Here is a 1,538-nt window from a genome sequence, read left to right on the forward strand (position 1 = left end):
CTGGCCCGCGCGTTCCACCGCCAGGCGCGCCCGGGCATGCAGCAGGGCCAGCAGGCTGATCTCGGCCTCGCGCAGGCCCGACGACAATTCGCGATAGCGCCTGGCCTGCTGCGACTGGCCGCGCAGATTGTCCAGATGCCCTTCCAGTTGCACGCGCAGATCCTCGGCGCGCGCCAGGTTGGCTTCCGTGGCTCGCAGCTTCAGTTCGGCCTCGTGCCGGCGGGCATGCAGGCCGGTAATGCCGGCCGCCTCCTCCAGGATCGAACGCCGCTCCTCTGGCCGCGCATTGACCAGCGCCGAAACCCGCCCCTGGCTGACCATGGCCGACGACCGCGCGCCGGACGCCAGGTCGGCGAACAGGGTCTGCACGTCGCGCGCGCGGATCGGCTTGCTGTTGACGCGGTAATCGCTGCCGGCGCTGCGCTCGGCCCGGCGGCTGATCTGCAATTCGTCCTGGTCGTGCAGCGGCGGCGGCGCGATGCCCGTCGTGCCTTCCAGCGTCAGCGTCACTTCAGCCAGGTTGCGCGCCGCCCGCGCGGCCGTCCCGGCGAAGATCAGGTCATCCATTTCGCCGCCGCGCAGCGACCGGGCGGAACTCTCGCCCATCGCCCAGCGCAGCGCCTCGACGACATTGGACTTGCCGCAGCCGTTCGGGCCGACGATCCCGGTCAGGCCGGGCAGGATATCGACCGAGACCGGGTCGGCGAAGCTCTTGAATCCCGCGATACGCAGGCGGACGAAGCGGGCAGTCATCGGATGGTCATAGCGCCGGCAGCCGGATCAGGCGAGCGACGCGACCTTCTGCGCGAATTCGTCGTACGTCATTTCCTGCCCGACCTGCACCGTGTCGTTGAAGCGGAAGGTCGGCGTGCCTTCGATCTTGTACTGGGCCTGCGCGCGGTTTTCCTCGTCCATGATCGCCTGGCGCAGCGTGTCGTCGGCCAGCGTCTTCCGGAACAGCTCGGCGGGCATTCCGGCCAGCGCGGCCATCTTCTGCAATTCGTCCTGCGGATTGACGTCGCGGGCGAAGGCCCAGCGATCCTGGCTGGACAGCAGCGACAGCACGAAGGGCTCGTACCGCTCGGGCGGCAGGCTGCGCGCGACCATCGCCGCCGCCAGCGCCACCTGGTCCAGCGGAAAGTCGCGGAAGACGTAATAGACCTTGCCGGTATCGATCAGCTTGCTGCGGACCTCCGGAAACACCTCCATCGCGAATCGGGCGCAATGGGTGCAGGTCAGCGAAAACCACTCTTCGACATGCACCTTCGCGTTGGGGTTGCCGGCCGCGCGGACGGCCATGCGCGGGTCCGCGGCGGCACGGGCGCCGCTACCCCAACTCGCCCCCAGCAGAAGGGCAGGGGGCACGGTCGCGATCAGGGTGCGGCGGGTCACGGGCATGGCTGAACTGGCTCCGGCATGCGGGTACGAACGGGACGGCTCACGTCAAGGAAGCGACAGAGCCCACAAAGCGGGCAGGCGTCAAGATGGCGCGGCCAGGGGGTACTGGCCCGGGGCACCGGCCTCGACGGGTCGGTTCG

General features: G+C 69.4%; 2 protein-coding genes. Both read right to left on the bottom strand.

Annotation, left to right across the window (positions count from 1 at the left end; translation table 11 throughout):
- A partial coding sequence (locus HUK84_RS17770; RefSeq protein ID WP_176641434.1) for an AAA family ATPase occupies positions 1–753 on the bottom strand: 753 nt, incomplete at its 3' end.
- Positions 754–780: 27 nt separating this feature from the next.
- The gene (locus tag HUK84_RS17775) at positions 781–1,398 is read right to left on the bottom strand and encodes a thioredoxin domain-containing protein (RefSeq protein WP_176641435.1); all 618 of its coding nucleotides are present in this window, start codon (positions 1,396–1,398) and stop codon (positions 781–783) included.
- Positions 1,399–1,538 lie beyond the last annotated feature (140 nt).

Origin of the sequence: Nguyenibacter vanlangensis, from assembly GCF_013376155.1 — a bacterium.
Classification (GTDB): Bacteria; Pseudomonadota; Alphaproteobacteria; order Acetobacterales; family Acetobacteraceae; genus Gluconacetobacter; species Gluconacetobacter vanlangensis.

What these genes read in the sequence shown, in the direction of transcription:
- HUK84_RS17775 (WP_176641435.1), bottom strand. Translation starts at nt 1,398, where the DNA reads ATGCCCGTGACCCGCCGCACCCTGATCGCGACCGTGCCCCCTGCCCTT.